Raw genomic sequence first — 20,327 nt, 5'->3', positions numbered from 1 at the left:
ACTCAGGGATAGACGCTGCCCCAGTCTGTTCTGCGATAGGCTTTTCTGAAGTTTCGTCTTGCACTATTACTGAGATCTCACGATATCATCTACCAAGGGCGCGATTATACGTTGATCTTGGCGCCGGTCACAGCGAATCCTCAAATTGACTGACATCGCCCAAGCCGCGACGAATTACAACAGGCACATCGTCCACTAAATCGACAATCGACGTCGCTTCCATTCCGCAATAGCCTCCGTCAATCACGAGGTCTACTAAATTCCCAATACTGTCACGAATATCGTAGGGATCGGTCATGGGCAGGTCTTCACCCGGAAGGATTAAACTCACGCTCATCAGGGGCTCACCTAGCTCAGCCATCAGATCTAAACAGATCTGATTCGCCGGCACTCGCAGACCGACACTCTTGCGCTTAGGGTGCAGCAAACGCTTAGGCACCTCCGGTGTTGCACGCAAAATAAATGTGTAAGGCCCTGGAATATGAGCCTTGAGCAATCGAAATGCACTGTTATCCACTTTCGCATAGGTGCCAAGCTCAGACAGGTCACTGCACATTAAGGTGAAATTATGCTTTTCATCGAGCCGCCGTATCATTCGCACCCGCTCAAGGGCCGACTTATCACCCAAATGGCAACCGAGGGCGTAGGCAGAATCCGTCGGGAACGCAACTACCCCACCAGCGCGTATAATATCCGCAGCTTGCTTAATCAGGCGGGGCTGGGGATTATCTGGATGTATTTGAAAAAACTGACTCAATGAAACTTCTCCAATTAAGCTATGCAGGTAACTCTGTGCGCTGCCAACGCGCCCAAACCGGCTGACAGGGTTCTATCACTTTAGCGTCACAACCCAACTCTAGCCAGTTGCTCGGCTGATGAAAATCGCTCCCAGCTGAGGCTTCAAACTCAAAATCCTTACATAGCTGCTTTAAATAATTAAGGTCAGACGCGGATGGCCTGCCATTGCAAACCTCAATCCCTTCACCGCCAACCTCTTTAAACTCGGCCAGCATGCGCCGCAACTTGGCGTTCGTTAATTTGTAATGCAGGGGATGCGCCATGACAGCGACGCCACCAGCAGATTTTATCCATGCCACCACACTCTCGAGAGAAGGCCACATTGCCTTAACATCACCCACCTTTCCCGCACCCAAATACTTATCAAAGGCAGCGGCCATTGAATCCACGTATCCTGCGCCAAGCAAATAGCGAGCGAAATCTGGACGACCTATGGCGCGACCTTCGGCTAAATTCGCGGCGCCTTCATAGCAGCCTTCAAAACCTAATTTTTCTAATCTTTCAGCAATGATGCGCGCCCGCTCTCCGCGCGCATTGCGCTGATCCGCCAATTCCAATTGCAAACGCGGGCAACTAACGTCGATCCCCAAACCTAGCACGTGGATATTTACCCCAGACCAAGTACAGGAGAGCTCAATGCCGGCGATAATCTCTAGTTCACCCTTATCAATGTCAGCAAGGGCCCGAAAACCATCGACCGTGTCGTGATCGGTCACTGCCAGCAATTGCACCCCACACTGCTGGGCGCGCGACACCAGCTCCTGCGGGCTTAGCCCACCATCTGAGGCTGTGGTGTGGGTATGTAAGTCGACAATCACGCCAAATCCCCTCCGAGGCTAGTGGTAAAAAATTAAAATGGGTATAGTGGGCGGATCACCGTCATTCCACCCTTTACCGACAGGAAACACCATGCCGGAGCAGGCAAATACACCTCAACGACACAGTATCGTCGTCAATTTACTATTCAACATCATTATCCCAACCCTAATACTGACCAAACTTAGCGGTGATGCATACTTAGGGCCCCGCTATAGTATCGTGATTGCCCTTGCCTTCCCATTAGGTTTTGGACTTTATGACTTTGTAAAAACACGACGCGCCAATGCCTTCGCAATTCTCGGCTTTATTAGCGTGCTACTGACTGGCGGCATTAGCTTGCTTGAGCTTGATGCGGAGTATATCGCCATCAAAGAAGCCAGCATTCCCGCCATTATCGGCATTGCGACCCTTGTGTCACTGTATACACCTTACCCATTAATCAAAACATTTTTGTTTAATGACGAGGTGATCTACACCGACAAAATAAACCACGCCCTAGACCAACAAGGGAACACGACCCTGTTCGACGCGGCGTTACGCAATGCGACCTACTTGGTCGCGTTTTCGTTTTTCCTGTCCGCCACACTCAATTATGCATTAGCCAAGATTTTGCTAACCAGCCCGCCGGGCACCCCAGAATACAGTGCAGAGCTAGGGAAAATGACGGGGTTAAGCTTTCCCGTCATTGCGCTACCCTGCACGATCGTCATGCTAGGTGCCTTGTTTTACCTAGTGAAACAGATTGAAAAATTAACCGCCCTTAATTTTGAAGACATTTTTAGAGTTCGTTAGGAATTACTATGTTATATGCCGTAATCAGTGAAGACGTTGCAGACAGCCTCAGCAAGCGCTTAGGGGCTCGCGCAGCCCACCTAGCCCGCCTAGAAGAGCTAAAAACCCAAGGTCGCCTCATTCTGGCTGGGCCACACCCCGCCATAGACAGCGAAGATCCGGGCGAAGCTGGTTTTACCGGCAGCCTGATCATTGCCGAGTTTCCGTCCCTGCAAGACGCCCAACAATGGGCGGATTCAGATCCCTATATTGAAGCCGGTGTTTACGCGAAGGTGACCGTCAAACCTTACAAAAAAGTGCTGCCGTAACAAAGTGGAAATTGAACTAGTTTGACAAGTGCTTTATCCTTGATTGTTAAATATTTAGCGCAGTTTATTAACGTGGAAAATCCAGTGAAAAAATCAATTATATTCGGCGTATCTGTCGTCTTATTTAGCCTGGCAAGCGCGTCTATCGCCGAAACCCGTTATATCAGTGACAAAATTTACGTGCCGCTGCGCGTTGGCGACGGATCAAAGTATCGAATTATTCACCGCGGCCTTCCCAGTGGCGAACAACTGGAGCTGATAAGCAGCAACGAAGACAGCGGTTACTCGCAGGTGCGCACCAGTAAAGGTGTAGAGGGTTGGCTGCCGAGCCACTACCTCACATCATCACCTGCAGCCAGAAGCCAGTTAGAAGCAAGCAAAAAGCGCATTGAAGAACTCACCACTGCTAGCAAAGAATTACGCGCCCAACTAGAAAACACCACACAAAATAGCCAAGAAACCAATAGCGTTGTAGAAGAGCTTAAATTAGAAAACAAATCCCTAGCGGAAGAGCTAGAGGAAATTAAGCGCATTTCAGCCAATAGCATCAAATTAGACGACGATAACCGCCGCCTGCTCGAATCAAACCAAATGCTCAGCAGCGAAGTCGATGTATTAAAAACCGACAATGCTCGTTTGCGCGAAAACAAAGAGAATGAATTCTTTTTGAATGGCGCATTTGCGGTATTGATTGGCGTTATGGTCGCGCTGATCGTACCCCGTATGATGCCTAAACGACGCTCAGACTGGGGTTAATCATGCGATTATTATCGGCACTTGTCTTTGTGGTTTGCAGCGCGCTATCAACGCAGGCGCTCAGCGCCGAAGGGGTTGGCAACCCCATCGTAGTGCTAGAAACTTCCAAGGGAGACATCACCATTGAACTTCTCCCTGACAAAGCGCCTATCACTGTCGAAAATTTTTTAGGCTATGTAAAAAGCGGGTTTTATAACGGCACGATCTTCCATCGCGTTATTCGTCGCTTCGCAGTGCAAGGCGGTGGCTTTACTCCCGACCTTAGCGAAAAGCCTAATGGCGAAAGTATTATTAATGAGTCGAAAAGCAGCGGACTGCGAAACGACCGCTGGACGGTGGCAATGGCCCGCACCGACGACCCAAATAGTGCCCGCTCACAATTTTTTATTAATATGCGCATGAATCTTGATTTAGACTCCCGCATGGGCCGAGACGGCTACGCTGTATTCGGCAAAGTTATTGACGGCCAAAATGTTGTCCGCGACATCGCCATCAGCGAGACTCATAGCACTGGCGGCATGAAAGATGTCCCCGTCGAACCTATTCTGATTATTAGCACCACACTCAAGTAAGAGAACATGCGCGCAAGCGCGAGGGGTCATTTTGACTGCGCTAAGTATCAATCTGAATAAAATTGCTTTAATTCGCAATTCACGAGATACCGAATACCCCAGCGTTGCGCTGCACGCCGCCCGCTGTATAGCTGCCGGCGCCCACGGCATTACAGTTCACCCAAGACCCGACCAACGCCATATCCGCGCAGACGACTGCTACGAACTAGCAAGTATGCTAGAGGTAGAATTTAATATTGAAGGAAATCCCTTTGCCGCACCGGCGAAAAGCGATCGGCGCGGTGTCAGTGACTACCCTGGCTTTATGGAGATTATTCGCCAAACAAAGCCCGCCCAATGCACCCTCGTCCCCGACACCAATAGCCAACTCACCTCCGACCACGGCTTTAACTTGCAGCAAGACGGTGAACGCCTAGCGCCAATCATCGCAGAGCTTAAAAGCTTAGGTGTTCGCGTAAGCTTATTCATGGACCCAGATCCCACCCAGATACGGCTAGCAAAAGAAGTTGGCGCTGACCGAATCGAACTCTACACCGGTCCATACGCAGACAGCTTTGGATCACAGCAACAGGATGAGGTCTTGAACGCTTTCGTTAAAGCAAGCGAGACAGCCGCCGAAGTCGGCCTTGGCCTAAACGCAGGACACGATTTAAATCTGCACAATTTATTTTTATTTAAAAATAGTGTTCACAACTTGCTTGAAGTCTCTATCGGTCACGCCTTTACCGTCGACGCAATTGAGATGGGCTTAGATAACTGCATAAAATCTTATTTAAGCTGCCTACGCTAACGCTCTCAAGACGTTTTTTCTGCTGAAATAAAAACGGCGCCCCACATCTTTTAAAAACATGGGACGCCGTTCTAAAAGCAAATTAAAATACTTTCTTGAGCACTAAATAAAAGTCAGCCTCAAGCTTATCAAGCTCCCGCGAAGAAGCAAAACCATCGTCCATTAACGGTCTAGCTGCGACCGCATCAACGGTAACACCCCAGCCCATTTGAGCACTTACACGCACACCCATGTCTGCTATTGAGCGTTCATCACCAAGTGCGCCAGAGGCATTTTCAAACTGCGCCGCACCGTACTCAGCAAAAACAGCAGCACTTAAGTCAAGGCCGCCCGCAACAAATTTATGGGTGAAATCAGCGGTAATAAAGTAGCCAGAATCCCCGGACATAACCCCAGGCAAATAAGCACTTAGAGCACTCATGCCGCCCAATACCCACTGCTGCTGTTGAGGCAACTGTTCATCAGCAAACTGCCCTAAAAAATTCAAATTAAATTCTGACGTATCCGACATCGGCAGCTTTGCGGAGAGCCTAGGCAGAATAGTGACAAACTCTGCGGTACGGGTAGCCGGCCCCACTTCTGGCGCGGTCGCAACTGCAGTACCTAGCGTGCCGCTATCGCCGGTTACACCCGCTTTAAGAGACAGCTGCGCCGACCAACGGAAGGTTTTCCCATTCAAGAGCTTAGCAGCAAAATATTTAGCACCAAATTCAACGGTGCCATATTTTTCGTCCTGCAAACTGCCAAAGGCACCTGCATCAATTTGCGAATCGATATATTCAATGCGTTCAAATAAATTAAAACGGTGAGTCAAATCAGCCGATAAAACCTGCTCACCACTTAAGGCGATGGTGTTAATATCAGCATCTAACGATAAATTTTGTGTCGTCGTTGTAGTTGTACCACCTGTTGCACTACAACCTAGCAAGCCACCTAAAGGCCCTAATAAGTCGCAAAGCGGAGTCCCACCGCCGGTTGTTGTCGTAATTGGAACCGGACCAAAATTCTGTGAGTACTCTGTGTGACTGGCGGTAATACCATACAAACCAGTGCTAAATGCGCGATCCGCTGCGAGCTGAAAACGGTGGTAATCTTCACCGTTACGAGACTCGCCCAGATCAGTAAAGGCTGTTTCATAACCAAAAGTCGCCCGCGTGCCATTTTCAAAATTATGGCTAATTCCGGCATTGCCAAAATAACGACCAACGTAACGACTTCCCTGGTTGCCTATTTGAAAAAACACATCAGTGGCATCGTGATCTTCAACCGGTGTCTCGTCAAAAATTAAACTTATATCTTCAGAGTTTTTCGTATCGGCATCATAAGAAATCGAATAATCTATGCCGGTACGCAGGCTTTTTACATTTGCCATTACCCGGGCACGCTCGAACTCCGCACGCGTTAGATCTTGGTCACCACGAAGCTCTTCAAAAAACTCCTGTACGCCACCACCTTGAACGTCCGCCACTTTACCCTGCAGCGCATGCACATAAACCACATTGCTATCCGGCGCATACTGCATAGTCACCAGTAAATGCCCCTTGCGAAGCACAAGGGAATTCATTAAGAAAATAGCTTGTGACGGCGTTTTTGCCGCTTTAAAAATCGCATCTAACTCATCGTTACTTAAATAGTGCGTACCCGATACGCGCAACTCATAACCATTAACCATACCGGTATACGGCGCGCCGGCACCCGCCACGGACTCGATATATTGTACGGTCGTTAACTGCGGCGGTAGCGCTGGTGGAAAGTCGATTGCCATAAACACAAATCCCTTGATAAAGACTCAATATGCGCCATCAATAGCATATTGAATTAAGCAAATATTGACGGGCGCGCACGCCCGTCTTCGAAATTAATTGTCAGATTGATTCTGTTCTTTCACAGCTAGAAATGCTTCGCCGTCGAGAATATTCAATTCAACACGACGGTTTTCGGCACGCCCAATTGGGTTATCGCTACCGTCTTCATTTTCATTAGTCGCAACAGGGACAGACTCACCATAGCCACGGTAAGCTAAACGCTTTTCCTCTATACCAGCAGCAATAAGGTAGTTGTAAACAGTGGCAGCGCGCGCATAAGAAAGGCGAATATTGTATTCATCACTACCCTTCGCATCAGTGTGCCCATCGACCGCTACTAAGGCCGCAGGCTGCGCTTCTAACACTTTTACAGCATGCTCAAGTATCGGCAGCGACTCTGGTGTTAAATCAGCGCGATCAAACTCAAAATTCACGCCTCTTAATACCAGTGGTGCATCTTCTGTCAAATGACAGCCAGTCAAAAACACCGGCATATCAGCAGGTGTGTCTAAACACTCATCGCGATCGTCACACACGCCGTCTGCATCAAGATCTTTACAGGTATCAATGAGTGCCAACTGATCGCGATCAGAGCAACCTACACCACCCGTGACTGCACAATTACTGGCATCGCCGTCATCATTATTATTACTGCCATTGCCTGGCTCATTCGCTACGGCAACCGTAATTAAACCGCCGGTTCCCGAGTTTGGCCCGTTCAGCACACCTGCGCCAATCACGCCGCCATTAGCGGAATTTTCGCCATTGATAGCGCCAACAGCAATCGTGTCGGAATTGCCCGAATTAGCACCATTCAAAACCGCGATAGCGCCAAAATCAGAGTTACCCGCGTTATCACCATTTAATACTGCCAAGCCAGCACTACCACCGTTACCGACGTTGTCGCCAGATAGTACTGCTGCAGCAACGCCATCACTATTACCTGAATTACTACCAGATATCGCCGCAACACCGGCTAAACCGCCGTTGCCACTGCTGCTTCCGCTCAGCACTGACACACCGATCAAACTACCATTACCTGAATTGTCGCCCGACAAAACAGCCAAACCTATCAAGCCACCGTTACCCGACGAACCCGGTGTTAATAAGGCAATCCCAGCCAAGCCATCTGCAGTTGCATTCCCCGAATCCGGTGCGCCAAGTAGCGCCAATCCAATAGGTTGACCGTCAAGCCCAGGCAATGACAAAGTTTCTGCAAGCTGCAAGCCGCCTGCGGTTAACTGATCTGTCAGCCCCTCTAATGCGCCAACGATAGGAACTACAATAGCTCCCTCTGGGCCCACCAAACCCCGCAACTGACTTACGATACCACTTTCATAATTCAAGCCCAGCGCGCCGATCAACTGCGACAAACCAAGCGCATCAAGGGGAATAGCCGTACCCGAGCCGGTTTTATTACCAAACCCAAGTAACTCACCCGAAGCCAAGGTAACGCCAAGGTCATTCTCCGGGTTCAACGCATCCGCACCCAGAAAGTCATTATCACCCGTGCCTACTGGATCAAGCACTGATGCGCCAATTGTTCCCACTGTGCCGGATACCTCAGACAATAGCTGCGTTATCCCCAGCGTGTTCAGAAGATCGGTAAGAACATCTGCTGACGCAGTATTAGAAAATAACAATGCCGTCACCACGGCATACACCGCCAGCAACTTGCGAAAACACCCCATTTGAACGCTCCCTAACAAAAACCTGCCTATAGCTCATCGCTATGAACCGAAAACAAAAACCGACAACACACTCCCTATAAAAAATTGCTTTATAGAGAGAAATCGGAACGACAACAAACAAGTAAATTCGCACAGACACCAAACGCTTGTGCAAGCTCTCAGTGTCACCCCTTCCTAGCCTCGCAGCCACCCGAGCAAAATGAAAACGGGTTTAAAACTCACACCAACTTACTATGTACAAAAGCAGATTTTTCTAGATATCCATTACGCAGGCGCAACAAAAACCGGTAAACGAAAAACTCCGCCTTTATACAAATAGGTAAAACAGCAAGCGCACTTTATCCGCGCAATCTTAATGAAAGCCGAGACGCTTAAATAGCAAAGCAATGGGTACTTACCGACATTAATACGATTTTGTGATGGCAATCACAGGACTAAAACAGCAACTTGAGCACTACAACACACTGCAGCGGATTTGCCCGCTTGACGCAATATACAATTGAAATTAGAAGGCGTCGCCAAGAATCAATCTCAGCTCAATTTAAAGAGAAATAATAGAAATAAACGCGAAGAACTCCCCGAGATAAGGAAAGACTCTGCATCGAAGAAGCTTAAAATTTAAGAAGGGAGTAGTAAAAAAATGGGGTGGCCGACGGGGCTTGAACCCGCGACAACAGGAATCACAATCCTGGACTCTACCAACTGAGCTACGGCCACCATTGGAAAAACTGTCCTGTAAATGGCGCGCCCGACAGGATTCGAACCTGTGACCGACGGCTTAGAAGGCCGTTGCTCTATCCAGCTGAGCTACGGGCGCAAAACCGTCCGAACTGAGATACGAAAAATGGTCGGGGTAGAGAGATTCGAACTCCCGACATCCTGCTCCCAAAGCAGGCGCGCTACCAGACTGCGCTATACCCCGTTTTTCGTTTCCCGTATGCCCCGCTACAGGAGCTGCGCATGATACGCAGACCTTTTTATCTCGTCAACGGTTTTGGGAAAAATTATTCGATTGATTTGTTGGCCTGCTGTTTATACCCATGCGACAATAACACTCTAATTTGAATCATCTTTTTTTGCGAGACCTACCTGAATGACTGCTTTGATTCTAGACGGCAAAACACTAGCGGCAAGCTGGGAAGAACAACTAACAGAGAGGGTTTCTGCACTAAAAAACCGTTCAAATGGCCGCACTCCCATACTTGCCACAATATTGGTCGGTGACGACCCCGCGTCTGCCACCTACGTCAAGATGAAAGGCAATGCCTGCCGGCGCGTAGGTATGGATTCTCTTGCGGTAGAAATGCCAGGATCCACCAGCACCGAACAATTACTTGCCAAAATAGACGAATTAAATAATGACCCCAATGTGCACGGCATATTGCTACAGCACCCAGTACCCGAGCAAATCGATGAGCGCGCCTGCTTTGACGCCATTGCCTTGCATAAAGATGTAGACGGTGTCACCTGCCTTGGCTTTGGCCGCATGGCGATGGGCGAAGACGCCTATGGCTGCGCTACACCCAAGGGCATCATGCGCATACTGGAACACTACAAAATTGACATCGAAGGAAAACACGCCGTTGTGGTTGGACGTAGCGCTATACTCGGCAAACCCATGGCCATGATGCTATTGGAGGCCAATGCCACCGTCACCATCTGCCACTCCCGCACAAAAAATCTGCCCGACTTAATCAAACAAGCCGACATATTAGTAGGCGCAGTCGGCAAACCCGAATTTATCAAAGCTGAGTGGATAAAAGACGGTGCCGTGGTTGTAGACGCCGGCTACCACCCAGGCGGCGTTGGTGACATTGAACTTGCCCCACTTGTGGACCGTGTCAGCGCCTATACTCCGGTACCTGGCGGCGTTGGCCCAATGACGATCAATACTCTTATCTTCCAAAGCGTGGATTCCGGCGAAAAAGCCATCGCCTGACACGGAATAGCATCATGCCAAGGGCAAATAAACGACCCAAAAAAATAGGCCCCGCGCAAAAAGTTGCGCGGGTACTGCTTAGCAGCATTCTTCAAATCTTTTTTTGGATAATGAAAACCCTGCGCTTCAAGAACCAACTCGAGATAGAACACCCCTGCATTATGGCGGTGTACCACGACGAGTTAATGCCGCTGGTCCATTATTTTCGCAATCAGGGCATAACTGCTATTGCCTCACGAAATCACTTCGGTTATTCCATTGCAAAAGTAATGGAGCGCTACGATTACGAGGTTGCATTAGGCTCACCAAGCAGGGGCGGCAAAGACGCCTTCCTCCAGCTTTTAAAAGCAGCTCGGAAAGGCAAATCCATCGCCTTTGCCGTCGATGGCTCACGTGGCCCGCGCCACGAAATGAAGCAAGGCGCGATGGTATTAGCCAAACGAACCAAACTTCCCCTCTACCTAATCCGAGCGAGCTACGATGGCTGGCGTATAGAACGCTCTTGGGATAAATCTAAGTTTCCCAAGCCCTTTGCTGAGGTTAGCTTTAATTACAAGCGCTTCGCTTTAGAAGATTACGCTGACGAAGCTGACTTGAACATCGCTCTATTGGCCGCTCAAAACGAGCTTAGCGGTTTACAAGCAGACGATTACCAAGCGCCAAAATGACAACAAAAGACAGACTGCATTGCATTCTTGTTTTTATATACGGCGCCTGTATTGCCGCCCTATCACTACTTCCTTCCGACGAGGCTATAAGCTTTAATATTTGGGATAAAGCCCAGCACTTTGCAGCATACGCAGTGTTTATGATCATGGCTTTCCCCATAGGAAAAAGCCGCAATGCTCATTTACGCACAGCCTTAGGTATTATTTGTTTTAGTATTTTTATTGAATATGCCCAGCAGTTTTCACCCGGCCGCGACACGTCGATTGGAGATGCTATAGCGAATAGCCTTGGGGTTATTTGCGGGTATTTATTTTCACGGTGGCTCGCAAAAATTTATCGAAGTCGCGGCAAAAAAACCGCGACATCAAATTAATTCTCTAACAAACTTACTCGCGTCGCCAGGTGGTACCCTCGCGACTGTCTTCCAAAATAACCCCCTGCGCTTTAAGAGAGTCGCGGATTTCATCAGCCCGCGCAAATTGCCTATCCTTTTTAGCCTGCACCCGTTCTGCGATTAAATTTTCAATCTCAGCAGCCGCCAACTGATCACCACTACCCGATTGTAAAAACGCATCAGCTGACAATTGCAAAACACCAAGCAAGGCCGCGAGCGATTTCAAGTTTGTCGCTAAGGTGGCAACCCTCGCTGCGTCAGCAGCTTCTTTAGCGCTATTTAGCTCCCGCACCATGTCATAAAGAACAGCCAGCGCAACCGGCGCATTAAAATCATCAGCCATTGCCGCATCAAAGCGCTGCACATATTCGTCGCCTTTATCTAGCTCAGCGTAAGGACGCGGCTCCGCGTACTCCAAGCCCTTAAATGCATGGTAAAAACGCTCCAAGTTTTGCTTGGCAATTTGCAGATTGTCTTCAGAGTAATTAATCGCACTGCGATAGTGACTGGAGATTAAAAAGTAACGCACCACCTCTGGATGATAGCGATCAAGAATTTCACGAATCGTAAAAAAATTGCCCAAAGATTTAGACATTTTTTCGTTGTCGACCCTAACAGCGCCAGCATGCATCCATGTTTGCGCATAGGTTTTACCCGTGGCGGCTTCGGATTGGGCAATTTCATTTTCATGATGGGGGAACACAAGGTCGGGCCCACCGCCATGAATGTCAAAGGTTTCACCCAAGCAGCAGGTAGACATTGCGGAACATTCTATATGCCAGCCAGGCCGTCCGTTACCCCAAGGCGACGGCCAACTGGTTGTACCATCTTTCACTGACTTCCACAGCGCAAAATCGCGGGGGTCGTCTTTGGCTTCATCTACGGCGATACGTGCACCTGACAATAACTCATCGGGCTTTTTGCCCGACAATTTACCGTAATCTTTGAAGGACGCTACGCGATAATACACATCACCATTAGAGGCAAGGTAGGCAAAGCCCTTCTCAATGAGCCGTGCAATCATGTCGAGAATATCGCCGATATGCGCCGTAGCCCGCGGCTCTTGATCTGGCGGCATAATATCTAGCCGCGCCGCGTCCTCATGCATCGCCTTTATAAAGCGCTCGGTTAAGGCCTCAAAGGGTTCGTTATTCTCATCCGCTCGACGCAAAATTTTATCGTCGATATCGGTGATATTACGCACGTAATTGACATCAAAACCCTTGGCACGCAAATACCGCGTAATTACGTCAAAGGCCACCAGCACCCGCGCATGCCCAAGATGACAGTAGTCATACACCGTCATACCGCAGACATACATATTAATTTTACCGTCCTGCAGCGGTACTAAGGGCTGCTTGCTGCGGCTAAGGGTGTTGTAGATTTGAATCGTCATAGATTATCGCTTAATGCTGGACGGGAGACGGGAGACGCAACGTCAAATTCAACCCAAGCCCGTTATAAAAATTTGATTATATCCATCAGCTGCTAGACTTCAGACTCGAAGCGAGAAAACAGCGTTTGCGTCTCCCCTCTCCCGTCTAGCATCTAACGCCATCGCTTTCGACAGACATCCAACCTCAGACGTCCGACTCTTTACCCCATGTATCACGCAACGCAATCGTGCGATTAAACACCGGCGCCGCACTGCTGTGCTCGACTTTGTCGGCGACAAAATACCCAGTGCGCTCAAATTGAAAACTCGCCTCTGGAGCAGCGTCGGCGAGGCCCGGCTCAATCCAGCAATTTTCAACAATTGTCAAAGATGCTGGATTAACGTGATCAAGGAACTCTTCCCCGCCGCGATCTGGCGCTTCATGGGTAAACAGGCGATCGTAAAGGCGAACGGTTGCCTGCTTGCCGTGACTCGCAGACACCCAGTGAATAACACCTTTTGGCTTAATGCCGTCTTCCGGATCGGCACCGTGGGTCGCTGCATCATAGCTGCAGTGCACCTCGACTATATTGCCAGCCTCATCTTTCACAACCGACTCGGCCAACAACACATAAGCGCTACGCAAACGCACCTTTTTACCTAAGACCAAGCGTTTAAACTTCTTGTTGGCCTCTTCACGAAAGTCATCGCGCTCAATGAAAACCTCACGACTAAAGGGCAGACTTCGCTCACCAAGATCATCTCTATTTGGATGTCCTGGCGCAGTGAGCCACTCCACTTTATCTTCAGGGTAATTGGTAATAACGATTTTCAGCGGGTCCATAACACACATGGCCCGCGGTGCATTTTTATCGAGGTCATCGCGAATAGCGTGCTCAAGCATCGCCACATCAACAACACCCTCGCTGCGAGCAACACCCACCATATCGCAAAAATGCCGCAGCGAAGCTGGTGTAAAACCACGGCGGCGCATGCCCGCGATGGTTGGCATACGGGGGTCATCCCAACCATCGACAACCTTTTCATCAACCAACATTTTCAATTTACGTTTACTGGTGACGGTGTAATTCACATTCAATCGCGCAAATTCGTATTGCTTGGGCTGTGCCGGCACCGGCAAATTGGCAATAAACCACTCATACAAGGGGCGATGATCTTCAAATTCTAAGGTGCAGATAGAATGGGTTATCCCTTCTAATGCGTCGGACTGACCGTGGGTGAAATCGTAGGTCGGGTAAATACACCATTTATCGGCGGTCTGATGATGACTCACTTTGCGAATACGATAGATGATGGGGTCGCGCAGATTAATATTTGGCGCCGTCATATCAATTTTGGCGCGCAGCACCCGACTACCCTCTTCAAAGTCGCCATTGCGCATGCCCGTAAACAGGGCCAAGTTTTCTTCGACGCTACGATCTCGGTAAGGGCTATTTTTACCTGCCTCGGTCAAAGTACCGCGATATTCACGGGCTTCGTCGGCGCTTAAGTCGCAGACATAGGCATTTCCTTCGCGAATCAAATGCAGCGCATATTCATATAGCGTATCGAAATAATCCGAGGCATAACGAATCGGCCCAGACCACTCAAAACCAAGCCACCGAATATCTTCTTGAATCGCGTCTATATAGGCCTGCTCTTCTTTTGCGGGATTGGTGTCATCAAAACGCAGATGACAGCGCCCGCCAAACTGCTGCGCAAGCCCAAAATTCAGACATATCGATTTGGCGTGACCAATATGTAAAAAGCCGTTTGGCTCAGGTGGAAAGCGGGTAATGAGCTCACCACTCAAACGACCAGAGGCGATGTCTTCTTTTACGATAGAGCGTAGAAAATTATTGCCAGATACTGCATTGTCAGTCATTGATGGGTTCCAAATGGTCAAAATCGGCGATAAAAGCTAAGTAGCCGAGGCCGCAGCTAAATATGCGATAAGCACAAAGACTTAGCGCTGGTTTCGCCTCGCAGCCAAAAGCCTTATTATAGCGGCTTTAATTTCCGGTTATAAGCGAGATCAGCGTAAATGATTATCTTCACTACAAATTTCGGCGACATCAAGGTTGAGCTAGACTTCGAAAACGCACCTAAAACCTCTGAAAACTTCAAGCAATACGTTGTCGACGGCTACTATGATGGCACTATTTTTCACCGCGTTATCGACGGCTTTATGCTCCAAGGCGGCGGTTTTGAGCCAGGCATGAAACAAAAAGCAAGCCGCGCCCCTATCGAAAACGAAGCTGATAACGGCTTAAAAAATGACATCGGCACCCTGTCAATGGCCCGCACCTCTGACCCTCACTCTGCTAGCTCGCAGTTCTTTATCAATGTAAAGAACAACGACTTCCTAAACCACAGCAGCAAAACCATGCAGGGCTGGGGATACGCCGTGTTCGCTAAAGTCGTAGACGGTATGGACGTTGTAAATCAAATCAAAGGGGTTAAAACCACCAGCGTTGCCGGTCATCAAGACGTGCCCGCCGAAGATGTAGTTATTGAAAAAGCCGTGTGGGTAGATTAATCCCCACATGACCACACTCTTTATCTCAGACCTACATCTGGATGAAACGCGCCCGGATATCACCCGGGCGTTTTTTGACTTCCTACAGAGCCATGCCATCAAGGCAAAAGCCCTATACATACTCGGCGACTTCTTTGAAAGCTGGATTGGTGACGACGACAGTTCGGCATTAATAGAATCAGTAAAAAAGACGCTAAGCACCGTCAGCAAGCAAGGTGTGGCGGTTTACATCATGCACGGCAATCGAGATTTTCTTCTTGGTAACACCTTTTGTGCTGAGGTCGGCGCCCAACTCATCACAGATCCAACGGTCATTACCCTAGCTGGCGAGAAAACCTTGCTAATGCACGGTGACAGCCTGTGTACTGACGATCAGCAATATATGCAATTTAGAAAAATGCTGCGCTCACCGGCATGGCAGCAAGACGCCCTCAGCAAACCACTTGAAGAGCGCCGCGCGATAGCCAAACACCTGCGCATGGCCAGCAACGAAGCGAATAGCAATAAAGCCGAAGATATCATGGACGTTAATGCCGACGCAGTTGTCGCCGCATTAAAAGAGTACGGCTGCACACGAATGATCCACGGCCACACCCACAGACCAAATCGACACCCAATAACAAGCGACAACATCAAAGCAGAGCGCATTGTACTTGGCGACTGGGATAGCAATGTGTGGTATTTGACAGACGAAAGCGGTTCACTTTCCCTGCACTCCAGCCCCTTGTAGGCCGCGGCACCTCTCAACTAAGCACCACTGAGGAGATACCGCAGGTGCTCACAAAAAACTGCATCAGTAAAGTGCACATTTATGCCGCCAGCGAAATATGCACCCCAGTAAACTCCACAATCTAATGCACCAACTCTCCTACTGCAGCCTACCAGACAGGGAAGAACAGGAAACCCGCTAACAATATGAAATTTTGGCCCAAATTGTGCTTATTTGTGTAATAGCAGTGCAATACTTTGTGGTCACGCAAACTTTATATTGCACAGAAACATCACACTGCCGAAGCAGAAATACACCAAAGCACTAACGTGACGTTCGGCACAGATACTAAACGAGGCTCGCAACTTGCAATACCTACCACAGCTTCAATGGGGTACGCCCTCAGGAATAAAACCCACTGTGGTAGAGATGAATACCGAAACTCTAGACAGTGGCTCTGCGAATGCATGGCCTACCGTAACAAAGAACGCCACATGGACGGATAAAATCGCGAAAATTACACTGCGAACAGGCATCGATGCGAACAGATCAGAATGCTCACCAAGCCTAAACTATTTCAAATTCAATCAGATAGAATTTATAGGTGATCACTCAAACAAACAGCAATACCCTGCTGCGAAGCAGATCTTCCTGCACCAAAAGAAAGCAAAAAGCAGCGTAACTAGCGAGAAAAACCTACCCGAACTTCGACCTGCAGAACCAAATTCACCAGAAGAATTACCGCTTAAGAAGGCAACTGGAGCTTAGCAATGGCAGTTATCAATAATAAAAATGGACTTCGAATCGAAAAGGCCGACATAACTCTCGGCTTTATACCGTTAACGGATTGCGCCCCGCTGGTCATAGCCCATGAAAAAGGCTATTTCCGCAATGAGGGTTTGAATGTCACACTCTCCAGAGAAGCCTCTTGGGCAGGCATACGCGACAAAGTGGGATTAGGCATACTGGATGGCGCACAAATGCTCGCATCTATCCCCGTCGCCTCTCGCCTAGGTATAGGCGGCCCCAAAATCGACATGATTAGCGCAATGGTGCTGGACTTAAACGGCAACGCCATTACTGTAAACAACGACCTTTACGAACACCTCTACGCAATAGACCCGCGCAGCGAATTCAGCCCGCTAATTGCCGCTCAGGCACTGCAATGTGTTATTGAGGAAAACAAACGCAGCAAGCGACCAAAGCTACGTTTTGGGGTGGTTTACCCCTGCTCTACCCAAAGTTACGAGCTGCGCTACTGGCTTGCTAGCGCCGGAATAGATCCAGACCGCGATATCGAAATTGTCGTCATTCCACCGCCCAAAATGGTTACCGCCATGACCGACGGCGACATCCACGGCTTCTGTGTTGGGGAGCCTTGGAATACCCTTGCGGTGCAGCAACAGCTTGGCCATGTTGTCGCCACCAAATACCAACTTTGGAACAACAGCCCAGAAAAAGTATTTGCCGTAAGTGAGAGCTGGGCCAACGAAAATCCAGTGACCCATCAAGCCATCTTAAGAGCCTTACTCAAAGCCTGTATTTGGTTAGACAAAAAAGAAAATCGCAAAACCACCGCAAAAATGATCAGCCAAGCGCCGTACATCGCACTCCCCGAAGAAACGGTAGCGCTCTCACTACAAGGACTGTCCCTCAAACACCACGGTCAACTTCCAGAAAAAGTCGAAGATTTCCACGTTTTCCACCGCTATTCCGCCAACTTTCCTTGGCTTAATCATGCTGAGTGGTTTATTTCACAAATGTATCGCTGGGGCCAGCTAACTACGCCAATTAACATCGAGGAGACCGTTGCCGCCGTATATAAACCTGCGCTGTTTCGTATCGCCGCCGCCGCTATCGGACTTGAAAGCCCGAGCATAGACAGAAAAACGGAAGGCAATTTACACGAGAAAAACATGCTAATGAAGTCGCAACACATCGGCCCCAATCAGTTCCTAGACGGGCAAGTCATAAGCGTTGGCGGCATCATTAAATACTTGGAACAACAGAGTTTATCCAAGGCAGATATTCCAGCACTGCGACTAATTAATATTCAGAAAGAGGCATAATTACTCATATGAAAGTATTGCTGATAGATATCGACGATACCCGTGCAAATAAGCTTGAGCCGATTTTGGCATGGACTGGTATCGAACTTATTAAGCTCAACAATCACAACACTGATATCTACCAACTCGTCGGAGAAATGCACCCTGAAATCATCCTGGTTGACACCAATTCTCCCAACCGCGACACCTTGGAACATTTGGCACAGCTTAATAAAGCCAGCCCGCGCACGGTTATAAAATTAGGAAATGCTCGCTCAGAAAGTATCAATAGACTTGCCGCCGACGCGGGAATTAGCATTTATGCCATCGACAATATCCCAACAAAACTGCTGCAGTCGCTAATCGATATCACCCTAAGTTATTTCTACAGCATTGAGCACTTGCGTTCTGAAATTCAATCTTTAAAACCAGAAATAGATGCGCGCCAAGTTTTAAATAATGCCAAGAAATTTATTACCGAAACTTACGGACTTACCGAAGAGCAAGCCACCGACTTACTGAGTAAAAATGCTAACCGGCAAGGCCGCACCATCACCGAAGTTGCCCGTCAGCTAGTAGAAACAGGGTCATTTATATAAAAACACGCCATCGCAATTAAGCTGCTAAGGGCCCACTGTGAAAACGGAACACCTCATCTTCTGTTTCAATTAAAAGCTGTTCTTTACGCTTAAATAAATCAATCCGCGGCTGAATATCTTCCGTGGCGTAGCGTTCAGCCAAGGTCAGATAATCTTTAAAATGGCGAGATTCAGATTTTAATAACGAGGTATAAAAGGCGCTCAATTCGGTATCGAGCAATGGTGCAATGCGAGAAAATCGCTCACAGGAACGCGCTTCAATCAAGGCGCCGATAATCAAAATATCAATCAATTTATGTGGCTCGCTGGTGCGCGCCTCTGCACGCAGACCGTTGGCGTAGCGCGCCGACGACAAATGTCGGTAGCCTATACCACGTTTTTTCATAATCGCCATCACCTGCTCAAAATGGCGCAACTCCTCACGAGCAAGCTTAGACATGCGATTTAATAGATCTGGCTTGTCGACATAGCGAAACATTAAATTCAGCGCCGTGCCTGCTGCTTTTTTCTCACAGTTAGCGTGATCTATTAGCATTTCCTCTGGGTGAGCCAAAGCCGCATCAACCCATCCCTGCGGGGTTTCACAGGGTAGAAACGCTAAAATCTCACTAATATCGACTGACATGAACTCGCATCCAGATAATAAAAACGGCGGCAGTATAACAAACTCTAGAGACTCATCAGCGTCGTAGAATTCAAACTAAGGGGGAAATGTAACTATTACGCATCACTTATCGGAGTGAATATACATAACCCGTAGTGCATTTAGGAAGGAGGTAAGTTACTCACCCTCATAAAGAGGTTATCATTAGTTTACGAGAAAAATGGTAACGAGATGAGTAACTTACACAGCGTTTATAGCAAAATTCTGTCTCTTTTGCACGAAATTGAGCCAGCCGATAATTTTTTGAATCAAATCAGAACACCTAAGCTAAGCGATAAGGAGCTACTCGCGCTCAGTCTTGCAGCTGAAACACTGGGCATTGATTCAGAACACTTTTTGTTCAAACAGCTGCCTGCGTGCATCAATGGGAAAATTGAGCGCTCCGTTTATAACAGAAGAGCGCGAAGGTTGAGTTTTAAATTAGAAGAAATCAGAAGCGCTATTGTCACGCGATTAGATGTTGATAACGATATAAATATTGTCGATAGCATGCCATTGGAAGTGTGTAAAATGAGTCGATCTAATCGCAGTAAAATTTGCCAAGAATTTGAATCTAGCTCGCCAGATTTTGGTTTTTGTGCAGCACAAAATATGCGCTACTTTGGCTATAAGTTACACGCGGTTTGCTCACCGAGTGGCGTGTTAAAAATGTACGATATATCAAAGGCTTCGGTTCATGACATCCATTACCTAAACGATATTGAAGGCCAGTTAAACAATTGTGTTTTGATTGGCGATAAAGGGTATTTGAGCAGAGTTTGGCAAACAGATTTATTTTCATCAAGTTGTATCAATTTGCAAACACCGATGCGAAAGAACCAGAAAGAGTTTAGAGACTTTCCGGCTAAATATCGTAAAGCCAGAAAGCGGATCGAAACATTGTTTTCACAACTTTGTGACCAGTTCATGATACGGCGGAATTATGCAAAATCGTTCAAGGGTATTTCGCGCAGAATTGTGACAAAGATAGCGTCCCTCACATTAATTCAATGGTTCAACCAACGTGAAGGGAATAAATTAAACAACCTGAAAGTGGTCATTTCCTAAATGCACCACGGGT

21 protein-coding genes and 3 tRNA genes are annotated in these 20,327 nt (G+C 48.2%); 14 read left to right on the top strand and 10 right to left on the bottom strand.

What is annotated here, in order from left to right; translation table 11 throughout:
* Window positions 1-127: 127 nt before the first annotated feature.
* Entirely contained in the window at window positions 128-757 is a 630-nt protein-coding gene (locus C0068_RS11280; RefSeq protein ID WP_103684594.1) for an L-threonylcarbamoyladenylate synthase, read from the bottom strand.
* 19 nt (window positions 758-776) lie between these two features.
* The gene (locus C0068_RS11275; protein WP_103684593.1) at window positions 777-1,616 is read right to left on the bottom strand and encodes a PHP domain-containing protein; all 840 of its coding nucleotides are present in this window, start codon (window positions 1,614-1,616) and stop codon (window positions 777-779) included.
* Window positions 1,617-1,707: 91 nt separating this feature from the next.
* On the opposite strand from C0068_RS11275, the gene C0068_RS11270 reads away from it, so the two are divergent.
* From C0068_RS11270 to C0068_RS11250, 5 genes are all read left to right on the top strand, one after another.
* Window positions 1,708-2,409 carry a VC0807 family protein gene (locus C0068_RS11270; RefSeq protein WP_103684592.1) on the top strand — a complete coding sequence of 234 codons (702 nt, stop codon included), beginning with the start codon at window positions 1,708-1,710 and terminating at the stop codon, window positions 2,407-2,409.
* An 8-nt stretch (window positions 2,410-2,417) separates the two neighbouring features.
* Entirely contained in the window at window positions 2,418-2,717 is a 300-nt protein-coding gene (locus C0068_RS11265) for a YciI family protein (RefSeq protein WP_103684591.1), read from the top strand.
* Between the two features lie 84 nt (window positions 2,718-2,801).
* A complete protein-coding gene (locus tag C0068_RS11260) occupies window positions 2,802-3,473 on the top strand; it encodes a TIGR04211 family SH3 domain-containing protein (protein WP_158249978.1) in 672 nt (223 codons plus the stop codon).
* Between the two features lie 2 nt (window positions 3,474-3,475).
* Window positions 3,476-4,045 (top strand): peptidylprolyl isomerase, encoded by a 570-nt coding sequence (locus C0068_RS11255; protein WP_103684589.1) that lies wholly within the window; start codon window positions 3,476-3,478, stop codon window positions 4,043-4,045.
* 31 nt (window positions 4,046-4,076) lie between these two features.
* Entirely contained in the window at window positions 4,077-4,835 is a 759-nt protein-coding gene (locus C0068_RS11250; protein ID WP_103684588.1) for a pyridoxine 5'-phosphate synthase, read from the top strand.
* Between the two features lie 82 nt (window positions 4,836-4,917).
* On the opposite strand, the gene C0068_RS11245 is transcribed toward C0068_RS11250, so the two are convergent.
* From C0068_RS11245 to C0068_RS11225, 5 genes are all read right to left on the bottom strand, one after another.
* Window positions 4,918-6,600: a ShlB/FhaC/HecB family hemolysin secretion/activation protein gene (locus tag C0068_RS11245; protein ID WP_103684587.1), complete on the bottom strand. Its 1,683-nt coding sequence runs from the start codon at window positions 6,598-6,600 to the stop codon at window positions 4,918-4,920.
* Between the two features lie 93 nt (window positions 6,601-6,693).
* Window positions 6,694-8,331, bottom strand: coding sequence for an OmpA family protein (locus C0068_RS11240; RefSeq protein WP_103684586.1), 1,638 nt, complete (start codon window positions 8,329-8,331; stop codon window positions 6,694-6,696).
* 641 nt (window positions 8,332-8,972) lie between these two features.
* Window positions 8,973-9,048, bottom strand: a tRNA-His gene (locus tag C0068_RS11235).
* 23 nt (window positions 9,049-9,071) lie between these two features.
* Window positions 9,072-9,148, bottom strand: a tRNA-Arg gene (locus C0068_RS11230).
* A 28-nt stretch (window positions 9,149-9,176) separates the two neighbouring features.
* Window positions 9,177-9,253, bottom strand: a tRNA-Pro gene (locus C0068_RS11225).
* 171 nt (window positions 9,254-9,424) lie between these two features.
* Between C0068_RS11225 and folD the strand changes: the two genes are divergently transcribed.
* The 3 genes from folD to C0068_RS11210 are packed head-to-tail and all read left to right on the top strand — an operon-like array spanning window position 9,425 to window position 11,312.
* Window positions 9,425-10,270 (top strand): bifunctional methylenetetrahydrofolate dehydrogenase/methenyltetrahydrofolate cyclohydrolase FolD, encoded by an 846-nt coding sequence (gene folD, locus C0068_RS11220; protein ID WP_103684585.1) that lies wholly within the window; start codon window positions 9,425-9,427, stop codon window positions 10,268-10,270.
* A 14-nt stretch (window positions 10,271-10,284) separates the two neighbouring features.
* Window positions 10,285-10,938, top strand: coding sequence for a lysophospholipid acyltransferase family protein (locus tag C0068_RS11215; protein ID WP_103684584.1), 654 nt, complete (start codon window positions 10,285-10,287; stop codon window positions 10,936-10,938).
* Window positions 10,935-11,312 carry a VanZ family protein gene (locus C0068_RS11210; protein WP_103684583.1) on the top strand — a complete coding sequence of 126 codons (378 nt, stop codon included), beginning with the start codon at window positions 10,935-10,937 and terminating at the stop codon, window positions 11,310-11,312. Before C0068_RS11215 ends, C0068_RS11210 begins: the two co-directional genes overlap by 4 nt.
* Before the next feature lie 13 nt (window positions 11,313-11,325).
* Here the strand turns inward: C0068_RS11210 and cysS are convergent, their stop codons facing one another.
* On the bottom strand, window positions 11,326-12,729 hold the full coding sequence (cysS, locus tag C0068_RS11205) for a cysteine--tRNA ligase (RefSeq protein ID WP_103684582.1): 1,404 nt from the start codon (window positions 12,727-12,729) through the stop codon (window positions 11,326-11,328).
* A gap of 184 nt (window positions 12,730-12,913) precedes the next feature.
* Window positions 12,914-14,593 (bottom strand): glutamine--tRNA ligase/YqeY domain fusion protein, encoded by a 1,680-nt coding sequence (locus C0068_RS11200; protein ID WP_103684581.1) that lies wholly within the window; start codon window positions 14,591-14,593, stop codon window positions 12,914-12,916.
* 159 nt (window positions 14,594-14,752) lie between these two features.
* Here C0068_RS11200 and C0068_RS11195 point away from each other — a divergent pair, with 159 nt between their 5' ends.
* From C0068_RS11195 to C0068_RS11175, 5 genes are all read left to right on the top strand, one after another.
* Complete coding sequence (locus C0068_RS11195; RefSeq protein WP_103684580.1) at window positions 14,753-15,247, top strand: peptidylprolyl isomerase; 495 nt, start codon at window positions 14,753-14,755, stop codon at window positions 15,245-15,247.
* A gap of 7 nt (window positions 15,248-15,254) precedes the next feature.
* Entirely contained in the window at window positions 15,255-15,977 is a 723-nt protein-coding gene (locus C0068_RS11190) for a UDP-2,3-diacylglucosamine diphosphatase (protein ID WP_103684579.1), read from the top strand.
* 408 nt (window positions 15,978-16,385) lie between these two features.
* On the top strand, window positions 16,386-16,724 hold the full coding sequence (locus C0068_RS11185; protein WP_103684578.1) for a hypothetical protein: 339 nt from the start codon (window positions 16,386-16,388) through the stop codon (window positions 16,722-16,724).
* 2 nt (window positions 16,725-16,726) lie between these two features.
* On the top strand, window positions 16,727-18,025 hold the full coding sequence (locus C0068_RS11180) for a CmpA/NrtA family ABC transporter substrate-binding protein (protein WP_103684577.1): 1,299 nt from the start codon (window positions 16,727-16,729) through the stop codon (window positions 18,023-18,025).
* Window positions 18,026-18,033: 8 nt separating this feature from the next.
* Window positions 18,034-18,603: an ANTAR domain-containing response regulator gene (locus C0068_RS11175; RefSeq protein ID WP_103684576.1), complete on the top strand. Its 570-nt coding sequence runs from the start codon at window positions 18,034-18,036 to the stop codon at window positions 18,601-18,603.
* 16 nt (window positions 18,604-18,619) lie between these two features.
* Here C0068_RS11175 and C0068_RS11170 read toward each other — a convergent pair whose 3' ends face one another.
* On the bottom strand, window positions 18,620-19,228 hold the full coding sequence (locus C0068_RS11170; protein WP_103684575.1) for a MiaE family protein: 609 nt from the start codon (window positions 19,226-19,228) through the stop codon (window positions 18,620-18,622).
* A gap of 210 nt (window positions 19,229-19,438) precedes the next feature.
* On the opposite strand from C0068_RS11170, the gene C0068_RS11165 reads away from it, so the two are divergent.
* Window positions 19,439-20,314 (top strand): IS982 family transposase, encoded by an 876-nt coding sequence (locus C0068_RS11165; protein ID WP_103682565.1) that lies wholly within the window; start codon window positions 19,439-19,441, stop codon window positions 20,312-20,314.
* The last annotated feature ends 13 nt before the right edge of the window (window positions 20,315-20,327 follow it).

Origin of the sequence: Zhongshania marina (assembly GCF_002915595.1) — a bacterium.
GTDB lineage: Bacteria > Pseudomonadota > Gammaproteobacteria > Pseudomonadales > Spongiibacteraceae > Spongiibacter > Spongiibacter marinus_B.
This window is presented reverse-complemented; position numbering and strand designations above follow the sequence as displayed.

Coding starts and splice junctions, on each gene's coding strand:
- C0068_RS11175 (WP_103684576.1), top strand. CDS start 18,034: ATGAAAGTATTGCTGATAGATATCGACGATACCCGTGCAAATAAGCTT.
- C0068_RS11215 (WP_103684584.1), top strand. CDS start 10,285: ATGCCAAGGGCAAATAAACGACCCAAAAAAATAGGCCCCGCGCAAAAA.
- C0068_RS11265 (WP_103684591.1), top strand. CDS start 2,418: ATGTTATATGCCGTAATCAGTGAAGACGTTGCAGACAGCCTCAGCAAG.
- C0068_RS11245 (WP_103684587.1), bottom strand. CDS start 6,600: ATGGCAATCGACTTTCCACCAGCGCTACCGCCGCAGTTAACGACCGTA.
- C0068_RS11240 (WP_103684586.1), bottom strand. CDS start 8,331: ATGGGGTGTTTTCGCAAGTTGCTGGCGGTGTATGCCGTGGTGACGGCA.
- C0068_RS11180 (WP_103684577.1), top strand. CDS start 16,727: ATGGCAGTTATCAATAATAAAAATGGACTTCGAATCGAAAAGGCCGAC.
- C0068_RS11270 (WP_103684592.1), top strand. CDS start 1,708: ATGCCGGAGCAGGCAAATACACCTCAACGACACAGTATCGTCGTCAAT.
- C0068_RS11255 (WP_103684589.1), top strand. CDS start 3,476: ATGCGATTATTATCGGCACTTGTCTTTGTGGTTTGCAGCGCGCTATCA.
- C0068_RS11195 (WP_103684580.1), top strand. CDS start 14,753: ATGATTATCTTCACTACAAATTTCGGCGACATCAAGGTTGAGCTAGAC.
- C0068_RS11190 (WP_103684579.1), top strand. CDS start 15,255: ATGACCACACTCTTTATCTCAGACCTACATCTGGATGAAACGCGCCCG.
- C0068_RS11200 (WP_103684581.1), bottom strand. CDS start 14,593: ATGACTGACAATGCAGTATCTGGCAATAATTTTCTACGCTCTATCGTA.
- C0068_RS11170 (WP_103684575.1), bottom strand. CDS start 19,228: ATGTCAGTCGATATTAGTGAGATTTTAGCGTTTCTACCCTGTGAAACC.
- C0068_RS11185 (WP_103684578.1), top strand. CDS start 16,386: ATGAATACCGAAACTCTAGACAGTGGCTCTGCGAATGCATGGCCTACC.
- C0068_RS11210 (WP_103684583.1), top strand. CDS start 10,935: ATGACAACAAAAGACAGACTGCATTGCATTCTTGTTTTTATATACGGC.
- folD (WP_103684585.1), top strand. CDS start 9,425: ATGACTGCTTTGATTCTAGACGGCAAAACACTAGCGGCAAGCTGGGAA.
- C0068_RS11165 (WP_103682565.1), top strand. CDS start 19,439: ATGAGTAACTTACACAGCGTTTATAGCAAAATTCTGTCTCTTTTGCAC.
- cysS (WP_103684582.1), bottom strand. CDS start 12,729: ATGACGATTCAAATCTACAACACCCTTAGCCGCAGCAAGCAGCCCTTA.